This window comes from Pseudomonas granadensis, from assembly GCF_900105485.1.
Classification (GTDB): domain Bacteria; phylum Pseudomonadota; class Gammaproteobacteria; order Pseudomonadales; family Pseudomonadaceae; genus Aquipseudomonas; species Aquipseudomonas granadensis.
In genome coordinates, this window is the sequence record NZ_LT629778.1 from 798,632 (window position 1) to 816,404 (window position 17,773).

Annotated in this window: 13 protein-coding genes; 10 read left to right on the top strand and 3 right to left on the bottom strand. The window is 60.7% G+C overall.

Annotation, left to right across the window (positions count from 1 at the left end):
- Window positions 1–3: 3 nt before the first annotated feature.
- Entirely contained in the window at window positions 4–432 is a 429-nt protein-coding gene (locus BLU52_RS03405) for a DNA polymerase III subunit chi (protein ID WP_090281890.1), read from the bottom strand.
- 57 nt (window positions 433–489) lie between these two features.
- Window positions 490–1,980, bottom strand: coding sequence for a leucyl aminopeptidase (locus tag BLU52_RS03410; RefSeq protein ID WP_090281891.1), 1,491 nt, complete (start codon window positions 1,978–1,980; stop codon window positions 490–492).
- Window positions 1,981–2,556: 576 nt separating this feature from the next.
- On the opposite strand from BLU52_RS03410, the gene lptF reads away from it, so the two are divergent.
- From lptF to pdxJ, 8 genes are all read left to right on the top strand, one after another.
- A complete protein-coding gene (lptF, locus tag BLU52_RS03415) occupies window positions 2,557–3,678 on the top strand; it encodes an LPS export ABC transporter permease LptF (protein ID WP_090281892.1) in 1,122 nt (373 codons plus the stop codon).
- Window positions 3,671–4,732: an LPS export ABC transporter permease LptG gene (gene lptG / locus BLU52_RS03420; RefSeq protein ID WP_090281893.1), complete on the top strand. Its 1,062-nt coding sequence runs from the start codon at window positions 3,671–3,673 to the stop codon at window positions 4,730–4,732. The genes lptF and lptG overlap by 8 nt, the downstream gene beginning before the upstream one ends.
- A gap of 173 nt (window positions 4,733–4,905) precedes the next feature.
- The gene (lepA, locus tag BLU52_RS03425) at window positions 4,906–6,702 is read left to right on the top strand and encodes a translation elongation factor 4 (RefSeq protein WP_090281894.1); all 1,797 of its coding nucleotides are present in this window, start codon (window positions 4,906–4,908) and stop codon (window positions 6,700–6,702) included.
- Window positions 6,703–6,711: 9 nt separating this feature from the next.
- Window positions 6,712–7,566 (top strand): signal peptidase I, encoded by an 855-nt coding sequence (lepB, locus tag BLU52_RS03430; protein ID WP_090281895.1) that lies wholly within the window; start codon window positions 6,712–6,714, stop codon window positions 7,564–7,566.
- Window positions 7,567–7,735: 169 nt separating this feature from the next.
- Window positions 7,736–8,425, top strand: coding sequence for a ribonuclease III (gene rnc, locus BLU52_RS03435; RefSeq protein WP_024011703.1), 690 nt, complete (start codon window positions 7,736–7,738; stop codon window positions 8,423–8,425).
- Window positions 8,418–9,320, top strand: coding sequence for a GTPase Era (gene era / locus BLU52_RS03440; RefSeq protein ID WP_090281896.1), 903 nt, complete (start codon window positions 8,418–8,420; stop codon window positions 9,318–9,320). The genes rnc and era overlap by 8 nt, the downstream gene beginning before the upstream one ends.
- A gap of 167 nt (window positions 9,321–9,487) precedes the next feature.
- Entirely contained in the window at window positions 9,488–10,177 is a 690-nt protein-coding gene (recO, locus tag BLU52_RS03445; protein ID WP_090281897.1) for a DNA repair protein RecO, read from the top strand.
- 39 nt (window positions 10,178–10,216) lie between these two features.
- Complete coding sequence (gene pdxJ, locus BLU52_RS03450) at window positions 10,217–10,960, top strand: pyridoxine 5'-phosphate synthase (protein WP_090281898.1); 744 nt, start codon at window positions 10,217–10,219, stop codon at window positions 10,958–10,960.
- 123 nt (window positions 10,961–11,083) lie between these two features.
- Here pdxJ and mltF read toward each other — a convergent pair whose 3' ends face one another.
- Window positions 11,084–12,544, bottom strand: a complete 1,461-nt coding sequence (gene mltF, locus BLU52_RS03455; protein ID WP_090281899.1) for a membrane-bound lytic murein transglycosylase MltF — start codon at window positions 12,542–12,544, stop codon at window positions 11,084–11,086.
- 285 nt (window positions 12,545–12,829) lie between these two features.
- On the opposite strand from mltF, the gene purL reads away from it, so the two are divergent.
- Together purL and BLU52_RS03465 are read left to right on the top strand one after the other, a co-directional pair.
- The gene (gene purL / locus BLU52_RS03460; protein WP_090281900.1) at window positions 12,830–16,726 is read left to right on the top strand and encodes a phosphoribosylformylglycinamidine synthase; all 3,897 of its coding nucleotides are present in this window, start codon (window positions 12,830–12,832) and stop codon (window positions 16,724–16,726) included.
- A gap of 5 nt (window positions 16,727–16,731) precedes the next feature.
- The gene (locus tag BLU52_RS03465) at window positions 16,732–17,043 is read left to right on the top strand and encodes a Nif3-like dinuclear metal center hexameric protein (RefSeq protein ID WP_090281901.1); all 312 of its coding nucleotides are present in this window, start codon (window positions 16,732–16,734) and stop codon (window positions 17,041–17,043) included.
- Window positions 17,044–17,773: the final 730 nt, after the last annotated feature.

Sequence of the window (17,773 nt, forward strand, 5' to 3'; positions counted from 1 at the left end):
TGCTCAGAGTCGCTGTAAACGGTGGTCTTGCAGAGAATAGCCCTGTTCGCGGTAGAAGCGGAAACTCTCCCGCGCGGCCGCTCGAATCGTCGGGTCTTCGACCACCACTTCCGCCACACGGGCGAATTTGTTGGCGAAGCCCGGGACTTTCAGGTCGAGATTGACCAGCAAATCCTGATGCTGACCGCAATCCTCACCCAGGCCCAGTACGATCAAACCTTCCGGTTCGCTGTCTGCCGGGCCGTGCGGCACGAAGCTTTCGCCCTTGAACGCCCACAGGCGCGCATCGAGATCGTCACGCTGGGCGGCATTGCTGCAATGCAGGTAGATGCGGTGGCCCATGCGCCAGGCTTTCTCGGTGAGCTTGCAGGCAAAGTCCAGGCGAGCCGAAGGATCGGCGCTGGGCAGGATATAGAAGTCGACTTTGGTCATTACGGGTCCAGGGCAGCAAGCAGCGTCACCCGAGAGTGACGCCACTTGTCATCGGGTTCAGGCTTTGGCGCGATCCAGCAGGTATTGGGTCAGCAACGGCACCGGACGGCCGGTTGCGCCCTTGTCCTTGCCGCCGCTGGTCCACGCGGTGCCGGCGATGTCGAGGTGCGCCCAGTTGAGGTTCTTGGTGAAGCGCGACAGGAAGCACGCGGCGGTAATGGTGCCGGCTTTTGGCCCGCCAATGTTGGCGATGTCAGCGAACGGGCTGTCCAGTTGCTCCTGGTACTCATCGAACAGCGGCAGTTGCCAGGCGCGGTCGTCGGCGGCCTGACCGGCGCTGAGCAACTGGCCGATCAGTTCGTCGTTGTTGCCCAGCAGGCCCGAGGTGTGCGCGCCCAAGGCTACGACGCAAGCGCCGGTCAGGGTGGCGATGTCGATGACCGCTTGTGGCTTGAAACGCTCGGCGTAGGTCAGCGCGTCGCACAGCACCAGACGGCCTTCTGCGTCGGTGTTGAGGATTTCCACGGTCTGGCCGCTCATGGTGGTGACGATGTCGCCTGGGCGCGAAGCGTTGCCGCTCGGCATGTTTTCCGCGCAGGCGAGGATGCACACCAGATTGATCGGCAGTTTCAGCTCGAGCACGGCGCGCAGGGTGCCGAACACGCTGGCGGCGCCGCCCATGTCGTATTTCATTTCGTCCATGCCGGCGCCCGGCTTCAGGCTGATGCCGCCGGTGTCGAAAGTGATGCCTTTACCGACCAGCGCGTACGGCTTCTCGGATTTCTTGCCGCCGTTGTATTGCATGACGATCAGGCGCGGCGGCTGGGCGCTGCCCTGGCCAACGGCATAGAACGAACCCATGCCGAGGGATTTGATCTTCTTCTCGTCGAGCACTTCGACTTTCAGATCCTTGAACTCTTTGCCGAGGTTCTTGGCCTGTTCGCCCATGAAAGTCGGGTGGCAAATGTTCGGCGGCAGGTTGCCCAGATCGCGGGTGAAGGCCATGCCGTTGGCGATTGCGGTGGCGTGATTGACCGCACGCTGTACTTCGGCCTGCGCCGCCTTGATGGTCAGCAGGGTGATTTTCTTCAGAGCGCGCGGTTCGGCTTTCTGGCTCTTGAACTGGTCAAAGGTGTAGCCGCCGTCGACCAGGGTTTCTGCCAGCAGACGGGTCTTGCCGTAGCTGTCGCGACCTTTGACGATGACTTCGTCGAGCGCCAGTACCGCATCGCCGCCGCCCAGACCTTTAAGGGTGTTGAGGATGCCGGCAGCGATTTTGCGGAAGGGACGGTCGCCCAGTTCTTCGTCCTTGCCCACGCCGACCAGCAGCACGCGCTCGGCTTTCAGGTTCGGCAGGCTGTGCAGCAGCAGGCTCTGACCGACCTTGCCGGCCAGATCGCCACGCTTGAGGACCGCGCTGATCGCGCCGCCGCTCAGTTCATCGACTTGGCTGGCGGCCACGCCGAGTTTGCGGCCTTCGCCGACGGCAACCACCAGGGTGGCGGTTTTCAACGTTTCTGGGCTAACGCTTTTTACAACCAGTTCCATGTCCGGATCCCTGAATGAATGGTCAACACGCAGGCGTTCGACGCTGTCCGCAGTCGCCTGCTTATAGATAGAAGAGACGCAGGCCAAAGCCTGCGACAAGGGCCGCAGTTTGAACCTCGCTCCCCGCGCCTGACAACCCTAGGGGGCGTTCTCAATTAGTTTTCACACCGCGTTGTCGCCTTAAAGCCAGCCAGGCAAGGCGCAGGCCGCTGGGAATGGTTGTACCCTTTCCAGGGCCTGCAACGCAGACTGGCCGGCTTTAAGGCACAACCCGAAGGGCCGGGCCTGCTGTTGTGCAGGGCTGCGTTGCTCGAAGCTTATTTGGAATGACCAAACCACGCTTCTCGCGCCTTGCCCTGCACAACAGCAGACTCGGCGCGGTGTGAAAACTAATTGAGAACGCCCCCTAGGTTGTACGATCAGCAAAGGATTACAGCGAAGGATGAGTGTGCGCAGTGACAGGCGCACCCAATCACAGGATAATGCCGCATCTTTTTTCGACCGCTCTGCGTTGCGGGCCGGTCGATGTGCTTGCTTGTTTGGCCGCCTTAGCCTGACAACCCTGGAGTGTCTGGTTTGATCGTCTTCCGTTATCTGTCCCGCGAAGTCTTGTTGACCCTCAGCGCCGTAAGTGCCGTGCTGCTGGTCATCATCATGAGCGGTCGCTTCATCAAATATCTGGCTCAGGCCGCTGCCGGCCAGCTCGATCCGGGCTCGCTGTTCCTGATCATGGGCTTTCGCCTGCCGGGTTTCCTGCAACTGATTCTGCCGCTGGGCCTGTTCCTCGGGATCCTGCTGGCCTACGGTCGCCTGTACCTTGAAAGCGAAATGACCGTGCTCTCGGCCACCGGCATGAGCCAGCAGAAATTGTTTCGCATGACCCTGTTCCCGGCGACCCTGGTGGCGCTGGTGGTGGCATGGCTCAGTCTGGGCCTGGCCCCGCAAGGCGCAAACCAGTTCCAGCTGCTGCTGAACAAGCAGGATGCGCTGACCGAGTTCGACACGCTCGAACCCGGGCGTTTCCAGGCACTGCGCGACGGTACCCGGGTGACTTACACCGAAACCCTGAGCGACGATCGGGTCAATCTGGGTAGCGTGTTCATTTCGCAGAAAAACCTCGGCGCCGATCAAAAGGATCGCGGCATTTCCGTGCTGGTCGCCGAATCGGGCCGTCAGGAAGTCCGCCCTGACGGCAATCGCTATCTGATCCTCGACAACGGTTATCGCTATGACGGCAGCCCGGGTCAGGCCGATTACCGCGCCATTCACTACGAGACCTACGGCGTGTTGCTGCCCAAGCCGGACGTCAGCGAGGAAGTCACCGACCGTGACGCCATGCCGACTTCGTCGCTGCTGGGCAGCGATGACATCCGTTCCCGAACCGAACTGCAATGGCGTTTGTCGCTGCCGCTGCTGGTATTCATCGTGACCCTGATGGCGGTGCCGCTGTCGCGTGTCAACCCGCGCCAGGGGCGTTTCCTCAAGCTGCTGCCGGCGATTCTTCTTTATATGGCTTACCTGACCATCCTGATTGCCGCGCGCGGCGCCCTCGAGAAGGGCAAGATCCCGCCGGCGCTCGGTTTGTGGTGGGTGCACGCGATTTTCCTGCTGATTGGCCTCGGCCTGCTGTACTGGGAGCCGCTGCGCCTGAAAATGGCCAGCCGTCGCTCCGCTGCGCTGGAGGTGGCCCGTGGTTAAACTCGACCGCTACATCGGCAGCAGCGTGTTCATGGCGATCATCGCTGTGCTGGCGATCATCCTCGGTCTGGCGACGCTGTTCGCCTTCATCGATGAAATGGGCGACGTCAGCGATACCTACACGCTGCTCGACGTGCTGAGCTTCGTGCTCCTGACCGCGCCGCGCCGTCTCTATGAAATGCTGCCGATGGCCGCGCTGATCGGTTGCCTGATCGGCCTCGGCAGTCTGGCCAGCAGCAGCGAGCTGACGGTGATGCGCGCCGCTGGCGTGTCGATCGGCCGTATCGTCTGGGCCGTCATGAAACCGATGCTGGTGCTGATGCTGGCCGGCGTGCTGATCGGCGAATACGTCGCCCCGGCCACCGAAAGCATGGCGCAGGCCAATCGTTCGCTGGCGCAGGGCAGCGGCGATGCACAAAGCGCCAAGCACGGCATGTGGCACCGTCAGGGTGAGGAATTCATCCACATCAACGCCGTGCAACCGAACGGCCTGCTGTATGGTGTGACCCGCTACCACTTCGACAAAGAGCGCCACCTGCTCAGCTCGAGTTTCGCCAAGAAGGCCGAATTCGATGGTGATCACTGGCAGCTCAGCGAAGTGTCCACCACGCTGTTCAAGGATCGCAGCACTGAAGTGGTGAATACGCCGACCGAGCGCTGGGACGTGTCGCTGAGCCCGCAATTGCTCAGTACCGTGGTCATGGCGCCGGAATCGCTGTCGATCAGCGGTCTGTGGGGTTATATCCACTATCTGGCCGAACAAGGCTTGAGTAACGGCCGTTACTGGCTGGCATTCTGGGTCAAGGTGTTGCAGCCGCTGGTTACCGCCGCGCTGGTGCTGATGGCGATCTCCTTCATCTTCGGTCCGCTGCGTTCGGTGACTCTCGGTCAGCGAGTTTTCACAGGTGTACTGGTGGGGTTCACCTTCCGGATCGTCCAGGATCTGCTTGGGCCTTCGAGTCTGGTGTTCGGTTTCTCGCCGCTGTTTGCGGTGCTGGTTCCAGCTGGCGTGTGTGCCTTGGCGGGTGTCTGGCTGCTCAGACGGGCGGGCTGATGAACAAGCTTTCATTCAGCGCTTGAACCCTGAAAACGCCCCGCTCGCAAGAGTGGGGCGTTTTTGCATGCAAACCGGATGACAGGCGAACGTGACGCTTGCGCGGACTATCAGGTACAATTCCCGGCTATTTTTCGGCGGGCCATGCCTGCAGCCTTTTTGAGTGTTGATCCGTGAGTGATTTGAGTCATATCCGCAATTTCTCCATCATCGCCCACATTGACCATGGCAAGTCGACGCTGGCCGATCGCTTCATCCAGATGTGCGGCGGCCTGGCCGAGCGTGAAATGGAGGCACAGGTCCTCGATTCCATGGACCTTGAGCGTGAACGCGGGATCACCATCAAGGCCCACAGCGTCACCCTTTATTACACCGCCAAAGACGGCATCAAGTACCAGCTGAACTTCATTGACACCCCGGGCCACGTCGACTTCACCTACGAAGTCAGCCGTTCCCTGGCCGCGTGTGAAGGTGCGTTGCTGGTGGTCGATGCCGGTCAGGGCGTGGAAGCCCAGTCCGTAGCCAACTGCTACACCGCAATCGAGCAGGGCCTGGAAGTCATGCCGGTGCTGAACAAGATCGACCTGCCGCAGGCCGATCCCGATCGCGTCAAGGACGAGATCGAGAAGATCATCGGCATCGACGCCACCGACGCCGTCACCTGCAGCGCCAAGACCGGCCTGGGTGTCGACGAAGTCCTCGAGCGTCTGGTGCACACCATTCCGGCGCCGACCGGCAACATCGAAGATCCGCTGCAAGCGTTGATCATCGATTCGTGGTTCGACAACTATCTGGGCGTTGTCTCCCTGGTACGTGTGCGTCACGGCCGGGTGAAGAAGGGCGACAAGATCCTCGTCAAGTCCACCGGCAAGATCCATCTGGTCGACAGCGTCGGCGTGTTCAACCCGAAACACACCGCCACCACTGACCTGAAAGCCGGTGAAGTGGGCTTCATCATTGCCAGCATCAAGGACATTCACGGCGCACCGGTCGGTGACACCCTGACCCTGGCCTCGACTCCGGACGTTGAAGTGCTGCCCGGCTTCAAACGCATCCAGCCACAGGTTTACGCCGGTCTGTTCCCGGTCAGCTCCGACGACTTCGAGGATTTCCGCGAAGCGCTGCAGAAGCTGACCCTCAACGACTCGTCGTTGCAGTACACCCCGGAAAGCTCCGACGCCCTGGGCTTCGGCTTCCGTTGCGGCTTCCTCGGCATGCTGCACATGGAAATCATTCAGGAGCGTCTCGAGCGCGAATACGACCTGGACCTGATCACCACCGCGCCGACGGTAATCTTCGAGCTGGTGCTGAAAACCGGTGAAACGATTTACGTCGACAACCCCTCCAAGCTTCCGGATGTGTCGTCGATCGAAGACATGCGCGAGCCGATCGTGCGCGCCAACATCCTGGTTCCGCAGGAACACTTGGGCAACGTCATCACCCTGTGCATCGAAAAACGTGGTGTGCAGGTCGACATGCTGTTCCTGGGCAATCAGGTGCAAGTGACCTACGACCTGCCGATGAACGAAGTGGTCCTGGACTTCTTCGACCGTCTCAAGTCCACCAGCCGTGGCTATGCTTCGCTGGACTACCATTTCGATCGTTACCAATCGGCTAATCTGGTGAAACTGGACGTGCTGATCAACGGCGACAAGGTCGATGCCCTCGCATTGATCGTGCACCGTGACAACTCGCACTACAAAGGTCGCCAGTTGACCGAGAAGATGAAAGAGCTGATCCCGCGGCAGATGTTCGACGTAGCGATTCAGGCCGCCATTGGCGGGCAGATCGTTGCGCGGACAACCGTCAAGGCACTCAGAAAGAACGTATTGGCCAAATGCTACGGTGGTGACGTCAGCCGTAAGAAGAAACTGCTGGAGAAGCAGAAGGCCGGTAAGAAACGCATGAAGCAGGTCGGCAACGTGGAAATTCCACAAGAAGCCTTCCTTGCCGTGCTCAGGTTGGAATAGTCAGGTCCTATGTCACTAAATTTCCCGCTGTTGCTGGTCATCGCCGTATTCGTCTGCGGCCTGTTGGCGTTGCTTGATCTGTTGATTCTGGCGCCACGTCGCCGGGCGGCCATCGCTTCCTATCAGGGCAGCGTCAGCCAGCCTGATGGCGTGGTGGTCGAAAAGCTCAACAAGGAACCGCTGCTGGTCGAATACGGCAAGTCGTTCTTCCCGGTGTTGTTCATCGTGCTGGTGCTGCGTTCGTTCCTGGTGGAGCCGTTCCAGATTCCTTCCGGCTCGATGAAACCGACCCTGGACGTCGGCGACTTTATTCTGGTGAACAAGTTTTCCTACGGGATCCGCCTGCCGGTGATCGACAAGAAAATCATCGAAGTCGGTGATCCGCAGCGCGGCGATGTGATGGTGTTCCGCTACCCGAGCGACCCCAACGTCAACTACATCAAGCGTGTGGTCGGCCTGCCGGGCGACACGGTGCGCTACACCGCTGACAAGCGTCTTTTCGTCAATGGCGAATCGATTGCCGAGCAGATGGTCGGTTCCGAGCCGGGCACGCTGGGCAGCGCTGAACTCTACAAAGAGAAGCTGGGCGCCGCCGAGCACTTGATCCGCAAGGAAATGAGTCGCTATCGCGCCACGCCGGACCGCTCGTGGACCGTGCCCGCCGGGCACTACTTCATGATGGGCGACAATCGCGACAACTCCAATGACAGCCGTTACTGGGATGATCCCAACATTCCCAGGAATCTGCTGGGCATGGTTCCCGACCAGAATATCGTCGGCAAGGCCTTTGCGGTCTGGATGAGCTGGCCGGAGCCAAAACTCAGCCACCTGCCGAATTTCTCGCGGGTTGGCCTGATCAAGTAATCACACACGGCGCTGTTGACCACAGCGCCGAATGCATTTCTGGAGCCGGTACAATCGGCTTCACAATCGCCAGGATTTAATTTTTGAACACAGCGTTAATTGTCCCAGGCCTGCGCCGCACCCCGGCGATGGCAGTGGAATCCAGCCACGAACTCAGCGTGGGTAAACCGTGAGCGTTTCTCTAAGCCGTCTCGAGCGCCAGCTCGGTTACACCTTCAAGGATCAGGAGCTGATGCTGCTGGCCCTCACGCACCGCAGTTTTGCCGGGCGCAACAACGAACGCCTGGAATTCCTCGGTGATGCGATCCTCAATTTCGTCGCCGGCGAGGCATTGTTCGATCGCTTTCCGCTGGCCCGCGAAGGCCAGTTGTCGCGTTTGCGCGCACGCCTGGTAAAAGGTGAGACGCTGGCCGTACTGGCGCGCGGTTTCGACCTTGGCGATTACCTGCGACTGGGTTCCGGTGAGTTGAAAAGCGGCGGCTTCCGTCGCGAGTCGATTCTGGCCGATGCCCTCGAAGCATTGATCGGTGCGATCTACCTCGATGCCGGCATGGACGTCGCCCGCGAACGCGTACTGGCCTGGCTGGCCGGCGAGTTCGAAGGCCTGACGCTGGTCGACACCAACAAGGACCCGAAAACCCGTCTGCAGGAACACTTGCAGTCGCGCGGTTGCGAACTGCCGCGCTACGAAGTGGTGGATATCCAGGGCGAGCCGCACTGCCGAACCTTCTTCGTCGAATGCGAAGTGGTCTTACTGAATGAAAAAAGCCGAGGTCAGGGTGTGAGCCGTCGTATTGCCGAACAGGTAGCGGCCGCCGCAGCACTGATTGCCCTGGGCGTGGAGAATGGCAATGACTGATACAAACGCGACTCGCTGTGGCTACGTTGCCATCGTCGGCCGTCCCAACGTCGGCAAGTCGACGCTGCTCAACCACATCCTCGGCCAGAAGCTCGCGATCACCTCGCGCAAGCCGCAGACCACCCGCCACAACATGCTCGGGATCAAGACCGAGGGCGATGTGCAGGCGATCTACGTCGACACCCCCGGCATGCACAAGGGCGGCGAAAAGGCCCTGAACCGTTACATGAACAAAACCGCTTCGGCGGCGTTGAAAGACGTCGACGTAGTGATCTTCGTGGTCGACCGCACCAAGTGGACCGAAGAAGACCAGATGGTCCTCGAGCGCGTGCAATACGTCACCGGCCCGCTGATCGTCGCGCTGAACAAGACCGATCGCATCGAAGACAAGGCCGAGCTGATGCCGCACCTGAGCTGGTTGCAGGAGCAGTTGCCGAACGCCCAGATCATCCCGATTTCCGCGCAGCACGGGCATAACCTCGAGGCGCTGGAAAAGGTCATCGCCGACCACCTGCCGGAAAACGATCACTTCTTCCCCGAAGACCAGATCACCGACCGCAGCAGCCGCTTCCTCGCCGCTGAACTGGTGCGTGAAAAAATCATGCGTCAGATGGGCGCCGAGCTGCCGTACCAGATCACCGTCGAGATCGAAGAGTTCAAGCAGCAGGGCAAGACCCTGCACATCCATGCGTTGATCCTCGTCGAGCGTGACGGCCAGAAGAAAATCATCATTGGCGACAAGGGCGAGCGCATCAAGCGCATCGGCACCGAAGCGCGCAAGGACATGGAGCTGCTGTTCGACTCCAGGATCATGCTCAACCTGTGGGTCAAGGTGAAGGGCGGCTGGTCCGACGACGAGCGTGCGCTGCGTTCGCTGGGTTATGGCGATCTGTAAGCACCAAACCTGATAACACCGATACCCGCTGTGGGAGCGAGCCTGCTCGCGAAGGGGATGTAACATTCAGCATTGATGTTGACTGTCACTCCGCTTTCGCGTGCAGGCTCGCTCCCACAGTAGTTTTGGGTTGTGTATAAAAACTGCGTTTGTTCATCGAGAACTCAATGTCGCAAAACCCGCCTCCCGCCCAACCTGCCTACGTCCTGCATTCGCGCGCCTACCGCGAAACCAGTGCGCTGGTCGACTTCCTGACGCCGCAAGGTCGGCTGCGGGCGGTGTTGCGCAGTGCGCGTGGCAAGGCCGGCACGCTGGCGCGGCCGTTCGTGGCGCTGGACGTCGAGTTTCGCGGCAAGGGGGAGTTGAAGAATGTCGGGCGCATGGAAAGCTCCGGTACGTCGGCGTGGCTCAACGGTGAGGCGTTGTTCAGCGGTCTCTATCTCAACGAACTGCTGATTCGTCTGCTGCCGGCCGAAGATCCGCACCCTGCGGTTTTCGATCACTACGCCGCGACCTTGCTTGCACTGGCTGAGGGGCGGCCGCTGGAACCGTTGCTGCGTTCTTTCGAATGGCGCCTGCTCGACGACCTCGGCTATGGCTTCTCGCTGAACACGGATGTGCACGGCGAACCCATCGCCGAAGACGGCCTCTATCGTCTGCAAGTGGATGCCGGGCTTGAGCGGGTGTTCCTGCTGCAACCCGGCCTGTTCAATGGTGTGGAACTGCTGGCGATGGCCGAAGCCGACTGGTCAGCCACCGGCGCGCTGTCAGCGGCCAAGCGCCTGATGCGTCAGGCATTGGCGGTACATCTGGGCGGTCGACCGCTGGTAAGCCGCGAGCTGTTTCGCAAGCCCTGATATGCTGTGCGCCGAATTCTTCCCTTCAGGAGCGCACTCGTGACCAGCAGCAATCGCATTCTTCTCGGCGTGAACATCGACCACGTTGCCACCCTGCGTCAGGCTCGTGGCACGCGTTACCCGGACCCGGTCAAGGCAGCGCTTGACGCGGAAGAGGCGGGCGCCGATGGCATCACCGTGCACCTGCGCGAAGACCGCCGTCACATCCAGGAGCGCGACGTCCTGCTGCTCAAGGAGGTGCTGCAGACGCGAATGAATTTCGAAATGGGCGTCACCGAAGAAATGATGGCGTTCGCCGAGCGCATTCGCCCGGCGCACATCTGTCTGGTGCCGGAGACGCGCCAGGAACTGACCACTGAAGGTGGCCTCGATGTAGCGGGACAGGAAGAGCGCATCAGGGCAGCGGTTGAGCGGCTGTCGAAGATCGGCAGCGAAGTGTCGCTGTTTATCGATGCGGATGAGCGGCAGATTGCAGCCTCCAAACGCGTCGGCGCCCCCGCGATCGAACTGCACACCGGGCGTTACGCCGACGCCGAAACTCCGACGCAAGTGGCTGAAGAGCTCAAGCGTGTCGCCGATGGCGTGGCGTTCGGGCTGGCGCAAGGCCTGATCGTCAACGCCGGGCATGGCCTGCATTACCACAACGTCGAAGCGGTGGCGGCGATCAAAGGCATCAACGAACTGAACATCGGCCATGCGCTGGTGGCGCATGCGTTGTTTGTCGGGTTCAAGTCTGCTGTCTCGGAGATGAAAGCGCTGATCCTGGCTGCCGCCAGGCACTAAAGGACACCGCAATCCCCTGTAGGAGTGAGCCTGCTCGCGATAGCGGTGTGTCAAACGTCATCACATTGGCTGACACACCGCTATCGCGAGCAGGCTCACTCCTACAATTGATTTGGGTGTTGGTTAAAGCGGGGCTGGCTCTTGCGCCGGTTTCGACTTGTCTATGCCGGGCACATGCAGATTACCCTCGGCCACCTGATCGCCTTCAAGCTGCGGTTGGGTCACCCAGGTGAGGATGTCGTAGTAGCGACGGATGTTCGCCACGAAATGCACCGGCTCGCCCCCGCGGGCGTAGCCATAACGGGTCTTGCTGTACCACTGCTTCTGCGACAGGCGCGGCAGGATCTTCTTCACGTCCAGCCACTTGTCCGGGTTCAACCCTTCCTTGGCGGTCAGTTTGCGTGCGTCGTCGAGGTGGCCGCTGCCGACGTTATACGCCGCCAGCGCGAACCAGGTGCGGTCCGGCTCCTTGATCGAATCGTCGAGCTGATCCTTCATGTAAGCCAGGTACTTGGCGCCGCCCATGATGCTTTGCTTGGGGTCGAGACGGTTGGACACGCCCATCGCCTGCGCAGTGTTCTGGGTCAACATCATCAAGCCGCGCACGCCGGTTTTCGAGGTGACGGTCGGCTGCCACAGCGATTCCTGATAACCGATCGCCGCGAGCAAGCGCCAGTCGACTTTTTCTTTCTTCGCGTAATTCTTGAAGTGCTGTTCGTACTTCGGCAGACGCTGCTGCAAGTGCTGGGCGAAGGTTGTGGCGCCCATGTAGCCGAGCACGTCGACGTGGCCGTAATAACGATCCTTCAGCCGTTGCAAGGTGCCGTTTTTCTGCACCTTGTCGAGGTAGGCGTTGATTTCGTTGAGCAGGCTGTTGTCTTCGCCCGGCCCTACCGCCCAGCTCTGGCTGCGCGCATCGCCAAGGTCGAAAGCCACACGAATGTTGGTGAAGTACACCTGGTTCATCGCCACTTCGTTGGAATCGACCAGGGTCAGATCGATCTGCCCTTCATCGACCATGCGCAACAAATCGACTACCTCGACGGCGTCAGATTCTTCGTACTCAATGGCGGGAAATTTCTGTTTCAGCTCGGCCAGTTGTTCGGCGTGGGTGCTGCCCTTGAGCACCATGATCTTCTTGCCGACCAGATCACCAGGATCGGTCGGCCGCGACTGGCCGTTGCGATAGATGATCTGCGGGGTGACTTCAAGGTAGGAGTGGGAAAACCGCACCTGTTTTTTGCGTTCATCGCTGCTGACCAGACCGGCCGCGGCGAGCACCGGGCCATTGGGCTTGCCTATCTGGTTGAACAGGTCATCGAGGTTGTCGGCGGTCTCGATCTTCAGCTCGACCCCCAAATCGTCGGCAAAGCGCTTCACCAGCTCGTATTCGAAGCCGGTTTCACCGCTGCGATCCTGAAAGTAGGTGGCGGGGCTGTTACGGGTGATTACCCGCAGCACACCATCCTCCTTTACGCGCTCGAGGGTGTTGGGTTTATCAACACAGCCACTGAGCATCAGGAAGAGTCCGGTTGCGATCAGCCATTTGGCGTACCGCGGACGCAAAGCCGTTGGAAAAAACATCTGCGCAGTATACGCAAACGGCCACGGGCGCCATATCTCGACAGCGCGCGAGGAGTCTGCTAAAGGTCACAAAATCGAACGAAACCCCATGAAAACGGGCGGATCAGGCTTTTTGTTGCAGTAAAAATAAGCGGTTGTTACAAGGGTGATTTACCTGACCCTGGAGGCAGAAACACAGAAGGGCAGGCGAATGCAACCGCGCGTAGCGTTTCGGGTGATGTTGAGGGCGGTTTAGGCTAGAATGCACGGCCTCAAAGCACACCCCTTCCCGAGGCTGTCCCGAAGATGTTGATCCTGCGCGGCGCTCCTGCCCTTTCTGCCTTTCGCCACAGCAAACTCCTTGAGCAACTGAGCCAGAAGGTTCCAGCTGTCAGTGGCCTGTATGCTGAATTCGCTCACTTCGCCGAAGTCACCGGCGTCCTGACCGGCGACGAACAGCAGGTGCTTGCGCGCCTTCTGAAGTACGGTCCAAGCGTTCCGGTTCAAGAGCCGACCGGCCGTCTGTTTCTGGTGTTGCCGCGTTTCGGCACCATCTCGCCCTGGTCGAGCAAGGCCAGCGACATCGCTCGCAACTGCGGCCTGAGCAAGATCCAGCGTCTGGAGCGCGGTATCGCCTTCTACGTGGCTGGCCAGTTCAGCGAAGCCGAAGCGCAGTTGATCTCGGACGCCCTGCATGACCGCATGACCCAGATCGTGCTGGCCAACCTCGAACAGGCTGCCGGTCTGTTCAGCCACGCCGAGCCGAAGCCGCTGACCGCGATCGACATCCTCGGTGGCGGCCGCGCCGCGCTGGAAAAGGCCAACACCGAGCTGGGCCTGGCCCTGGCCGAAGACGAGATCGACTATCTGGTCAACGCCTTCAACGGTTTGAAGCGCAACCCGCACGACATCGAACTGATGATGTTCGCTCAGGCCAACTCCGAACACTGCCGCCACAAGATTTTCAACGCCAGTTGGGACATCGACGGCCAGAGCCAGGAAAAAAGTCTGTTCGGCATGATCAAGAACACCTACGTGATGCACAGCGAAGGCGTTCTGTCGGCTTATAAGGACAACGCCTCGGTGATCGTCGGCAACGTCGCCGGCCGCTTCTTCCCGAACCCTGAAACCCGCCAGTACGGCGCGGTGCAGGAGCCGGTGCACATTCTGATGAAGGTTGAAACCCACAACCACCCGACTGCGATCGCTCCGTTCCCGGGCGCATCGACCGGCTCCGGCGGCGAGATCCGTGACGAAGGCGCTACCGGTCGTGGCGCCAAGCCAAAGGCCGGCCTGACCGGTTTCACCGTATCCAACCTGCAAATCCCCGGCTTCGAACAGCCATGGGAAGTGCCGTACGGCAAGCCTGAGCGCATCGTTACCGCGCTGGACATCATGATCGAAGGCCCGCTCGGCGGCGCTGCGTTCAACAACGAATTCGGTCGTCCGGCACTGACTGGCTACTTCCGTACCTTCGAACAATCGATCACGACCCCGCACGGTGATGAAGTGCGCGGTTACCACAAGCCGATCATGCTCGCCGGCGGCATGGGCAATATCCGCGAAGAACACGTCAAGAAAGGCGAGATCGTTGTCGGCTCCAAGCTGATCGTGCTCGGGGGCCCGGCGATGCTCATCGGCCTGGGCGGCGGCGCAGCGTCCTCGATGGCCACCGGCACCAGCTCGGCGGATCTCGACTTCGCTTCCGTACAGCGTGAAAACCCTGAAATGGAGCGTCGCTGCCAGGAAGTCATCGACCGTTGCTGGCAACTCGGTGACAAGAACCCGATCAGCTTCATCCACGACGTCGGTGCGGGCGGTCTGTCCAACGCCTTCCCGGAACTGGTCAATGACGGCGACCGCGGTGGCCGTTTCGAACTGCGCAACATCCCAAATGACGAGCCGGGCATGGCCCCGCACGAAATCTGGTCCAACGAATCCCAGGAACGTTACGTCCTGGCGGTCGGCCCGGCTGATTTCGAGCGTTTCAAGGCGATCTGCGAACGCGAGCGTTGCCCGTTTGCCGTGGTCGGTGAAGCCACTGCCGAACCGCAACTGACCGTGACCGACAGCCACTTCGGCAACAACCCGGTGGACATGCCCCTGGAGGTGTTGCTGGGCAAGGCCCCGCGCATGCACCGTTCGGTGGTTCGCGAAGCTGAATTGGGCGATGACTTCGATCCGTCGAACCTCGACATCACCGAGTCCATCGAACGCGTTCTGCATCACCCGGCCGTGGCGAGCAAGAGCTTCCTGATCACCATCGGCGACCGCACCATTACCGGCCTCGTGGCCCGTGACCAGATGGTTGGCCCATGGCAGGTGCCGGTGGCCGACGTTGCCGTCACTGCCACCAGTTTCGACGTCTACACCGGTGAAGCCATGGCGATGGGCGAGCGCACGCCGCTGGCTCTGCTGGACGCCCCGGCATCCGGCCGCATGGCCATCGGTGAAACCATCACCAACATTGCCGCTTCGCGCATCAACAAGCTTTCCGACATCAAACTGTCGGCGAACTGGATGTCGGCAGCCGGCCACCCGGGCGAAGACGCGCGTCTGTACGACACCGTGAAAGCGGTCGGTATGGAACTGTGCCCTGAGCTGGGCATCACCATTCCGGTGGGCAAGGACTCGATGTCCATGGCCACGCGCTGGAACGATAACGGCGAAGACAAGACCGTGACCTCGCCGATGTCGCTGATCGTGACCGGTTTCGCGCCAGTGGCTGACATCCGTCAGACCCTGACCCCTGAACTGCGCATGGACAAGGGCACCACCGACCTGATCCTGATCGACCTCGGTCGCGGGCAGAACCGTATGGGTGCGTCGATACTTGCGCAGGTCCACGGCAAACTGGGCAAACACGCCCCGGATGTCGATGATGCCGAAGACCTGAAAGCCTTCTTTGCGGTGATCCAGGGCTTGAACGCCGACGGTCACCTGCTGGCGTACCACGACCGTTCCGACGGCGGTCTGCTGACCTCCGTGGTGGAAATGGCCTTCGCCGGCCACTGCGGTCTGAGCCTGAACCTGGACAGCGTTGCCGAATCCGCCGCGGAAATCGCCGGCATTCTGTTCAACGAAGAACTCGGTGCGGTGATCCAGGTTCGTCAGGACGCCACCCCGGACATCCTCGCGCAATTCAGCGCTGCGGGCCTTGGCGACTGCGTGTCGGTGATCGGCCAGCCGATCAACAACGGCCAGATCAACATCACCTTCAACGGTGACACCGTGTTCGAAGGCCAGCGCCGTCTGCTGCAGCGTCAGTGGGCCGAGACCAGCTACCAGATCCAGCGTCTGCGCGACAACGCCGAGTGCGCCGAGCAGGAATTCGATGTGCTGCTGGAAGAAGACAATCCGGGCCTGAGCGTCAAGCTCAGCTACGACGTCAACCAGGACATCGCCGCGCCGTACATCAAGAAGGGCATTCGTCCACAGGTGGCCGTGCTGCGTGAGCAGGGCGTCAACGGTCAGGTGGAAATGGCCGCAGCGTTCGACCGCGCCGGTTTCAGCGCGATCGACGTGCACATGAGCGACATTCTCGCCGGCCGTGTCGACCTCAACGAGTTCAAAGGTCTGGTGGCCTGCGGTGGCTTCTCCTACGGCGACGTCCTCGGCGCCGGTGAAGGCTGGGCCAAGTCGGCGCTGTTCAACAGCCGCGCCCGCGATGCGTTCCAGGGCTTCTTCGAGCGTAACGACAGCTTCACCCTCGGGGTGTGCAACGGTTGCCAGATGATGTCCAACCTGCACGAACTGATTCCGGGCAGCGAGTTCTGGCCGCACTTCGTGCGCAACCGCTCCGAGCAGTTCGAAGCGCGCGTGGCGATGGTGCAGATCCAGGAGTCGAACTCGATCTTCCTGCAGGGCATGGCCGGTTCGCGCATGCCGATCGCTATCGCACACGGTGAAGGTCACGCCGAGTTCGCCAGCGAAGAAGCACTGCTGGAAGCCGATCTTTCCGGTTGCGTGGCGATGCGTTTCGTCGACAACCATGGCAAGGTCACCGAAGCCTATCCGGCGAACCCGAACGGCTCGCCGCGCGGGATCACCGGTCTTACCAGCCGTGACGGTCGCGTGACGATCATGATGCCGCACCCTGAGCGGGTATTCCGCGCGGTGCAGAACTCGTGGCGCTCGGAAGACTGGAACGAAGATGCACCTTGGATGCGCATGTTCCGAAATGCGCGCGTCTGGGTTAATTAAGGCCTGTGTACAAGCTTGCGTTTTTCGTTCCCGACAGCCATGTCGAGGTGGTCAAGGGCGCTGTGTTCGCTGCCGGTGGCGGGCGGATCGGTGACTATGACCACTGTGCGTGGCAGGTGCTCGGCGCTGGTCAGTTTCGGCCGTTGGAGGGCAGTCAGCCGTTCGTTGGCGAGGCGGGGCAGGTTGAGCGGGTCGAGGAGTGGAAGGTCGAGCTTGTTGTTGCGGATGATTTGATCGTTGTTGTTGTGGCAGCGTTGAAATTGAGTCATCCGTATGAGACGCCGGCTTATGAGGTGTGGCGGCTGGAAGATTTCTGATCTTTTGGCGGCTGAAACGGGAAACCCGCAGATGAGTGATTGTCTGCGGGTTTTTTGTTGGCCCCGGTTTTGTGGATGGATTCATTTCACTGTGGGAGCCAGCCTGCTGGCGATTGCTTTCTTTCAGGCGCTGATTTTTGGGGGCATATCCGTTGCTGCGGTAACGGCTGCTTAGGGTTCCGCCCTTACGGCGGGTCACCTTTTTCAAACGCCAAAAAGGTAACCCAAAACGCTTGCTCCTGCGTTCGGCCCTCGCAAGCTCGGGTCCCTTCGCTCCGGGACCGATCCGGGCGCAGCGGCTACGGTTTGCTGCGCTGCACCTACGTCCGCTGTGTCTGGCTGCGCCAGACGGTCGCTGCGCTCCCACGCCCGGATCAATCCCTGCGCTCAGCCTTCCGACGTCGCCGGTGGATCAAGATCAAGAGCACTCGAGCTAACGCTCATTGTTGAGTGGTTAGAAGCGGGTGGTTGGCTTGAGATTTGCGGTGGGTTCGCCCCTCACCCCAGCCCTCTCCCGAGGGAGAGGGAGCCGATTTTGGTTGGCTTCGAGACTTGCATTCGACTCGGTATCTCAAGTCGGCGTAGCCCTCGCATCCACCGCGGTCAGTTCCCTCTCCCTCCGGGAGAGGGCTAGGGTGAGGGTGGCGATCTCAAGTCTGTGGAAGCAATTTCTGAATTGGCAGAACCTTCCCGCCTGCCGCCCAAACGCTGCGGACAATCACAGCTTTTG